This window comes from Celeribacter marinus (genome assembly GCF_965656515.1).
Classification (GTDB): domain Bacteria; phylum Pseudomonadota; class Alphaproteobacteria; order Rhodobacterales; family Rhodobacteraceae; genus Celeribacter; species Celeribacter marinus_D.
Genome location: NZ_CBFHKW010000011.1, coordinates 1 through 7,798, shown reverse-complemented (window position 1 = coordinate 7,798; position 7,798 = coordinate 1). Strand labels below are relative to the sequence as shown.

The window sequence follows — 7,798 nt, the reverse complement described above, 5'->3', positions numbered from 1 at the left end:
TTGGTGAACTACAAACGCGAGGCGATTGCGCTGATTGAAAGCCGCTATGGCATGGCTGTGCGTCTTGAGGCTGATCCGTTCATGATTTCGCCTGATTTTTCCATCGAGAAATTCAAGACTGCGACCCGTGTGATCAAGCCTGAAGCCACCAATGTGATTTCGGCATCCTCTGCGTTGATGTCTCAGATCGATGATGAGACGGACGCCGATGAGGACGAAGTCGAGGCCGAAGATGACGCAACTGACGCGGCACAGTCCGATAATGCGACATCATCCGAGGCGGGTGATGACGAGCAGCAGCCCAAAAAGCGCCGTCGTCGTCGTCGCCGCCGCCGCAAGTCCGGTGAGGGCGATGAAAACGGTGAGAACGGTGATACGAGCGAAGCGGGTGACAGCGATGCCGCGTCCGAGCCAGCACAAGAGCAAGCCTCTGAGCAAGGTGTTGATGGCACGTCCGAGGACAAGCCAAAGCGCCGCCGTAGCCGCTCACGCTCGCGCCGGTCTGGGTCTGCCGCTGATGTCACTGCGCCAGATGCTGGTACATCTGGTGAGGCAGCGCCTGTTGAGGCTGCACCCGAGGCTCCAGTTGTGGCAGACGCGCCAAGTGAGAAGCCAAAGCGGTCACGCTCACGTGCAAAGAAAGCTGATGCGGTGACAACCGATGCCGTGTCTGGAGATGCCGTGTCTGCGGACGCCGCACCTGTTGCTGATGCACCGGCGCAAGAGACGCCCAAGCCAAAGCGCAAGCGCCGCACCAAAGCCGAGATCGAGGCCGAAAAAGCGGCGAAAGACGCGGGTACGGATGTGAAAGCGGACGAGGCCCCAAAGCCAAAGCGCAAACGCCGTAGCAAAGCCGAAATCGACGCAGAGAAAGCCGCCAAAGCAGCCGCTCAAGAGCCGGTTGTCGCCGAGACGGTTGTGCCAGACGCGCCTAAAGCGGAGCCTGTGAAGGTTGAGGCCCCCGTTGTGGAGGCTGAGGTTGCACCTGCTCCTGCTCCCGCAGCGGAACCGGTTGTGGACGCCAAGCCAAAACCCAAGCGCAAGGGGTGGTGGAGCCTCGGCTAATCATCGCGCTCTACAAGTCATTGAATGGCTCGCCCCATCCGGGCGGGCCGTTTTCTTTTGGGCTGTTACAGAGAAAAACGCGAATGTGACATGCCGCGACAAAGCCGACACTTTGCATGGGCCGCAATCCGTGGCATGAGCTAGATTATGTTTGGAATTGACCTCTTTGACGCCTCTTTGCTGCCTGCCATGTTCGTGGCCCTTGCCGCCGGTATTGCGTCCTTTATTAGCCCCTGTGTCTTGCCGATTGTACCGCCGTATTTGGCGTATATGTCGGGGATTTCGATGGGTGAGATGCAAGAGGGAAAAGCCGCGCGCAAGGCAATCGGCCCCGCGATTATGTTCGTGCTCGGCCTGTCCACAGTGTTTTTGTTCCTCGGATTTACGGCCTCGGTGTTCGGGACATTTTTCTTGCAAAATCAGGTGCTTTTCGGGCGTATCTCAGGTGGTGTGATCGTTATTCTCGGGCTGCATTTTCTCTCTGTCTTTCGGATTCCTATTTTGGACCGCGAGGCGCGGCTTGATGCGGGTGATCGTGGCGGGTCGGCGTTCGGGGCCTATTTGCTTGGCCTTGCATTCGCCTTTGGCTGGACGCCATGCATTGGCCCGCAATTGGGCGCCATTTTGTCCATCGCGGCGCAGGAGGGGTCATTGACCCGCGGCACCACGTTGCTTGCCGTCTATGCCTTTGGACTTGGGGTGCCGTTTTTACTGTCAGCCTTGTTCATCACCCGTGCCATGTCGGTGATGAATCGCCTCAAACGCCACATGGGTGTGATTGAAAAGGCAATGGGTGCGTTGTTGGTGCTCGTGGGTCTTATGCTTTTGACGGGGGCGTTTTCGCGTTTGTCCTATTGGTTGCTTGAAACATTTCCCGCGCTTGCCGCCCTTGGGTGAGTTGCGTCTGAGCAACGGGTGACCCTGCGCGATAAAACCGCTTAATATCGCCGCAATTGTGGGCTAACCTGAGCCAAATAACCAGTAAGGCCAGAGCGTTATGAGCGATCAGCGGACACAAGAGGTCAAACGACGCAGGGTGTTCTACATCTCTGGCTATGACCCCATTCCGCCACGCCGCTACCGCGAATTATACCGCAAAGAGAGCGCTAAGCAGGCGGAAATTTCCGACTACTCGATCGCTATTTCGCCCAAATCAGGCGCGCGGTTCGGGTGGTCGGTTGAGAGCGACATCGACGGGGCGCAGGTCCACAGCGAGATCGATGTGTTGGTGTGGTCCGACATCGTCCAAGAGAGCATGGACGCAGGGATTTTGCGCACCTATGGCGTGTTGGCCAGAACGGCATGGACCTATATCTCGACGGGCGCATTGTTTCGTCTGATGCGATTGCGCAAAGGACCGGTGATTGCCGCGCTCTATCCCGTGGCGATGCTCACGATCCAAGCGCTTTTGGCCTTGGGTGTTTTTGTCGCGTGCCTCGCTTTTGGTGCGCGGTTTGGCGGTGCAGGTCGGGTCATTGGCGCGGCATTGGGCGCAGGGCTCGGTGGTGCGCTGTTGCGGTGGTTCAAAAAGCAAGACGGCAAGTTTTTCGCCTATTATCTGATGCATGATTACGGGTTCTCGGCGCGGTGGCGCGGGGCCGATCCGCCCGCATTGACCGACCGTATGGCGCAATTTCGCGCCGCGATTGCACAGGCACTGCATGAGGAGTGGGACGAAGTTCTGGTCGTCGGGCATTCATCGGGCGCACATCTTGGCATCGCGGTTTTGGCCGATCTGATCCGCAGGGGGGAGGTGCCAAATCAGGGGCCGACCCTCGCGTTTTTGACCCTTGGCCAAGTGGTGCCGATGGTGTCGTTCTTACCCGAGGCCAAGGTGTTGCGCCGCGATCTGGCCTATCTGTCCGCCACGGATGCGCTGTTTTGGCTCGATGTCACGGCGCCTGGGGATGGCTGTGCCTTTGCGTTATGTGATCCGGCGGGCGTGACGGGGGTGGCCCCCGAGGGTCAAACCGGCCCGCTCGTGATCTCGGCAGCCTTTACGCAAACGCTCAAACCCGACACATGGAAGCGGTTGCGGTGGCGGTTTTTCCGTCTACATTTCCAATACTTATGTGCCTTTGATAATCCAATTGTTTACGACTACTTCAAGGTGACAGCGGGGCCTCAAACCCTGCGTGCGCGCTTTGGCGCGGTGCCTGCCTCACCAAGCCGGATCACGCGCACGGTCAACACATTTACGGACAGTGCCCCATGAGTGATCGCGCCAAGTTTACCCCGCCAAAACCCGCAGCACGTCCCGAAAAGACGAGCCTGCGCAATTATTTGCGACTGTTTCGCAAGGACATTCTTTCGGCGCAGCCCGCGAAATTGTACCGCGCGTGGATGGCGGAATTCAAAACCCCGTTCTTTCGGTCCTTTCTGGTCAATCAGCCCGATCTGGTCAAAACGGTGCTCAATACGCGGCCGATGGAGTTTCCCAAATCCAACCGCATCGCCGAGGGGTTGCGCCCGCTGTTGGGCAACTCGGTGTTTTTGACCAATGGCGAGACGTGGTTGCGGCAACGGCGCATCATCGACCCTGCGTTCGAGGGCGGGCGGATCAAAGATGCGTTCCCCGCGATGCTTGCGGCGGGGCACGATATGGTGGCGCGCCTTGGCGAGATGCACGGCGGGTTTGATGTCGAGCCGCATACGAGCCACGCGGCGGCGGATGTGATTTTTCGCAGCCTGTTTTCCATCCCGATCACGGATGACACGGCCCGCGCGGTGTTTCATGCGTTCCAAACCCATCAAAAGGCGCAACCCATTTTGAACCTTGCGGCGTTTATCCCGCTGCCCAAATGGGTGCCACGGTTTCATTCGCGCGAGACAAAGCGCACGGCGCGGGTCATTCGTGGATTGATCACCCGATTGACGCGCGAACGTATGGCGCAGATCGCGGCGGGCACGGCTCCCGATGATCTAGCGACGAAGATTATGACCACGGCCGATCCGCAGACGGGTGCGCGGTTTGATACGGACGAAATGGTCGATCAGGTCGCGATCTTTTTTCTTGCAGGACATGAGACATCGGCCTCGGCGCTTGCGTGGGCGTTGTGGCTATTGGCGGCCAATCCCGATGTGGCGGACCGAGTGGCGGCAGAGGGGGCGGCCCTTGGCGATGCCCCGACGTTTTCCGATCTGTCGAAGCTGCGATATACGAAGGACGTGTTTCGCGAGACCCTGCGGCTCTATCCGCCCGTGCCGATGATGGTGCGCGAGGCCGCATGTCCCGAGCATTTTCGCGACCGCGATGTCCCCAAGGGCAGCCAGATCGTGCTGAGCCCGTGGCATTTGCAACGCCATGAGCGGTTCTGGGAGGATGCCGATGTGTTCGATCCTGACCGCTTCAAGACTGACAATGGCAAGCAATGCCTGCGCGATGCATTTATCCCGTTTTCGAGCGGGGCACGGGTCTGTCCGGGGGCAGGGTTCGCGATGGTCGAGGGACCATTGATCCTCGCGCTTGTGGCGCGGGCGTTTCACCTGTCGACACTGGCGCAGCACACACCTGTGCCCGTGGCACATTTGACGGTACGCGCGCAAAACGGGATATGGATCAGCTGTACCAAACGCGATGCATCCAACGCGGCCTTGGTGTGAAACACGCGTCCTATGGGGAAATGGTTTTGCAGAATGCGGTCCCTGACTGAGGCGCAGTGGCTTGAGTTTCCGAAACGGGCGTCCTACACATTTCAAGACTGCCATATGAAAAGGACCGTCGGCTCATGCGCGTGAATAAAGATCTCATCGACACAATCGGGAACACCCCTTTGATCCGTTTGAACGGACCGTCCGAAGCGACGGGCTGTGAGATCCTCGGCAAGGCGGAATTCCTCAACCCTGGGCAATCGGTCAAAGATCGCGCGGCGCTCTACATCATTCAAGATGCGGTAGAGAAGGGCTTGCTCAAACCCGGCGGGACAATCGTTGAGGGCACAGCGGGCAATACGGGTATTGGTCTGGCGCTCGTCGGGGCGTCTCTTGGCTTTAAAACCGTGATTGTTATTCCTGAGACGCAATCTCAGGAGAAAAAGGATATGATCCGTTTGGCAGGGGCCGAATTGGTCCAAGTGCCTGCGGCGCCTTACAAGAACCCCAATAACTATGTGCGCTACTCCGAGCGGTTGGCCAAAGAGTTGGCGCGGACCACCAACGAGGGTGTGATTTGGGCCAACCAGTTCGACAATGTGGCCAACCGTCAGGCGCATATCGAGACCACAGGTCCCGAGATTTGGGAGCAAACAAGCGGTAACGTCGATGGCTTTATCTGTGCGGTTGGGTCTGGCGGCACGCTTGCGGGTGTTGGCATGGCGCTACAGCCCAAGGGGGTCAAAATCGGTTTGGCTGATCCGATGGGGGCGGCCCTTCATAGCTATTACACCACGGGCGAGTTGAAATCCGAAGGCAGCTCCATCACCGAAGGCATCGGACAGGGGCGCATCACCGCCAACCTCGAAGGCTTCAAACCGGATTATTCCTATCAGGTCACCGACAAAGAGGCCTTGCCCGTTGTGTTTGATTTGCTCAGCGATGAGGGGCTTTGCCTTGGCGGCTCATCTGGCATCAACGTTGCGGGTGCGATGAAAATGGCGCGTGAGATGGGGCCAGGTCACCGGATCGTCACTATTCTTTGCGACTACGGGACACGCTATCAGTCGAAATTGTTTAATCCCGAGTTCTTGAAAGAAATGGGGTTGCCGGTGCCGCATTGGCTGGACCGCGTCCCACAAGTGCTCCCTGACGTTTACGAGGGCTAATGCGCCACACCATTCGCGATGTCGTCTCACGGCTGTTTTTGATCATCCTCCTGTGTCTGCCGTTGCATGCGGCGGCACAGGACATTTTCGCGCCTGATTATGAGACGTGGGCCACCGTTGCATCGCGTGCCGAGGCCGCAGTCGAAGCTGGGGCGGCGCAAGACGCGGACCTTGAGGCGCTGCGTACCGAATTGGCGACATGGCGCAGTCAGTTTCTCGACGCCAAGGCCACAAATGCGGCGCGGATCGATACGGTTCGCGCCCAGATTGCGGCCCTTGGCGCGGCCCCTGCGGACGGGGGCGAAGAGGCGGCGGATCTGGCCGCACGGCGCGCAGAGTTGAACGGGCAACTGGACCGTGCTCTTGCACCGGTTTTGAGTGCCGAAGAGGCCTTTACCCGTGCGGACGGTCTCATCGGTGAGATTGATGCGGTTTTGGTAGCGCGCCAAACCGATGCGCTCATGGCGCTTGGCCCAAGCCCGCTTAACCCTGTGATCTGGCCGAAAGCCATTGCGGATATCACAGCAACGGGTCTTTTGATGTGGAGCGATTTGGTCACTCCGGCGACCACCGCACAAGGTATCGCCACGCTCAAATCAAACGCGGCTGCGATTGTTTTGTCCACGCTGCTTGGTGTCGTGTTGATTTTGCGCGGTCGGGTGTGGTCATTGCGTGCCTCAAACCGTGTTCAACGCATTGTCACAGGACAGGCGGGGCGCGGTGTCTCCGATATTGTCGGATCGTTGGGTTTGGTGATTTTACCGGTCATGGGGCTATTCTTTTTGACGGTTGCCGCGTTATCCTCCGATATTGTCGGCCCGCGCGCGGAGGCGTTTTTCACCGTCTTGCCGTCCATTGGGTTTTTCTATTTCAGCGCGCGGTGGTTGGCCGCGCGCGTGCTTGGGGCGACAGAAACATCTGCGCCGCTTTTTGATCTCACGCCAATACAAATCCGCGAAGCCTCGGGGCACTTGGCGCTGATGGGGGTCATGAGCGGTGTAAGGATCCTGCTCGATGCTTTGGCGCGCATTGATGATTATTCGGCGGCCACGCTCAACGTTTTGTCTTACCCGCTCGTGGTATTGACGGCTTTGTCACTGTTTCGGTTCGGTCAGATCCTTGCGGCTTCCTCACGGCGTCAAACGATCACGAACGACACGGCTGAGGGCGATATCAACGCCTCCAAAGGGTTTGTGGCCTTGGTCAGCAACACGGCGGCGCGCGTGTTGCGCCCCGGTGCCGCTATCGCTGTTATTTTGGGCGGCGTTGGATATATGTCCGCCGCCAAAGGCCTTGTTTTTCCTGCGGTGTCGACCTTGGGTCTTTTGGGGCTATTCCTCGTCACCTCGCGTTTGATGTCCGACATCTACGCGGTCGTCACTCGGCGCAGTGAGGGGGCAAGTGAGGGGCTTGTCCCTGTCTTGGTCTCCATCATCCTATTCGCGATATCGCTGCCCTCATTGGCGTTGATTTGGGGGGCGCGCGAAGAACAGCTGTGGGAAGTCTGGGCGCGGATGAAGCAAGGCGTGTCGCTTGGCGATGCGCAGATTTCAATCACCGACTTTTTGACCTTCGCCGTTGTCTTTGTGATCGGGTTCGGGGCCACGCGGTTGCTCAAGGCCGCTTTGTCGCTTTCGGTCCTGCCCAAAACCAAAATCGATAAAGGCGGGCAAAACGCGATTGTTGCGGGTACGGGCTATGTTGGGATCATGTTGTCCGCGATTATCGCCATCACCTCTGCGGGGATTGATCTCTCCGCGCTGGCGATTGTGGCCGGTGCGCTCTCTGTCGGGATCGGTTTTGGCCTGCAAAATATCGTACAGAACTTTGTCTCTGGCATCATCTTGCTGATTGAACGGCCTGTCTCCGAGGGCGACTGGATCGAGGTGGGCGGGCAAATGGGGTTCGTGCGCGATATCTCTGTGCGCTCGACCCGCGTCGAGACGTTTGACCGCACGGACGTGATCGTGCCT

The 7,798-nt window shown here is 58.6% G+C and carries 5 protein-coding genes and 1 pseudogene; all 6 read left to right on the top strand.

The features are described from left to right. Window positions 1–1,065 (top strand): annotated as a pseudogene (locus tag ACTG34_RS04175) (ribonuclease E/G); the annotation flags it as partial. Window positions 1,066–1,212: 147 nt separating this feature from the next. Further along, window positions 1,213–1,962 carry a cytochrome c biogenesis CcdA family protein gene (locus tag ACTG34_RS04170; protein ID WP_439103753.1) on the top strand — a complete coding sequence of 250 codons (750 nt, stop codon included), beginning with the start codon at window positions 1,213–1,215 and terminating at the stop codon, window positions 1,960–1,962. Between the two features lie 100 nt (window positions 1,963–2,062). Beyond that, window positions 2,063–3,280 carry a hypothetical protein gene (locus ACTG34_RS04165; protein ID WP_439103752.1) on the top strand — a complete coding sequence of 406 codons (1,218 nt, stop codon included), beginning with the start codon at window positions 2,063–2,065 and terminating at the stop codon, window positions 3,278–3,280. Then, window positions 3,277–4,668, top strand: coding sequence for a cytochrome P450 (locus ACTG34_RS04160; protein WP_439103751.1), 1,392 nt, complete (start codon window positions 3,277–3,279; stop codon window positions 4,666–4,668). The genes ACTG34_RS04165 and ACTG34_RS04160 overlap by 4 nt, the downstream gene beginning before the upstream one ends. 125 nt (window positions 4,669–4,793) lie before the next feature. Next, window positions 4,794–5,825 (top strand): cysteine synthase A, encoded by a 1,032-nt coding sequence (locus tag ACTG34_RS04155; RefSeq protein ID WP_062218672.1) that lies wholly within the window; start codon window positions 4,794–4,796, stop codon window positions 5,823–5,825. Next, the coding region (locus tag ACTG34_RS04150; RefSeq protein ID WP_439103750.1) for a DUF3772 domain-containing protein at window positions 5,825–7,798 on the top strand (1,974 nt) is incomplete at its 3' end. The genes ACTG34_RS04155 and ACTG34_RS04150, both read left to right, overlap by 1 nt.

Excerpts from the sequence above, each read along its gene's own strand:
- ACTG34_RS04165 (WP_439103752.1), top strand. The coding sequence starts at position 2,063 with ATGAGCGATCAGCGGACACAAGAGGTCAAACGACGCAGGGTGTTCTAC.
- ACTG34_RS04155 (WP_062218672.1), top strand. The coding sequence starts at position 4,794 with ATGCGCGTGAATAAAGATCTCATCGACACAATCGGGAACACCCCTTTG.
- ACTG34_RS04160 (WP_439103751.1), top strand. The coding sequence starts at position 3,277 with ATGAGTGATCGCGCCAAGTTTACCCCGCCAAAACCCGCAGCACGTCCC.
- ACTG34_RS04170 (WP_439103753.1), top strand. The coding sequence starts at position 1,213 with ATGTTTGGAATTGACCTCTTTGACGCCTCTTTGCTGCCTGCCATGTTC.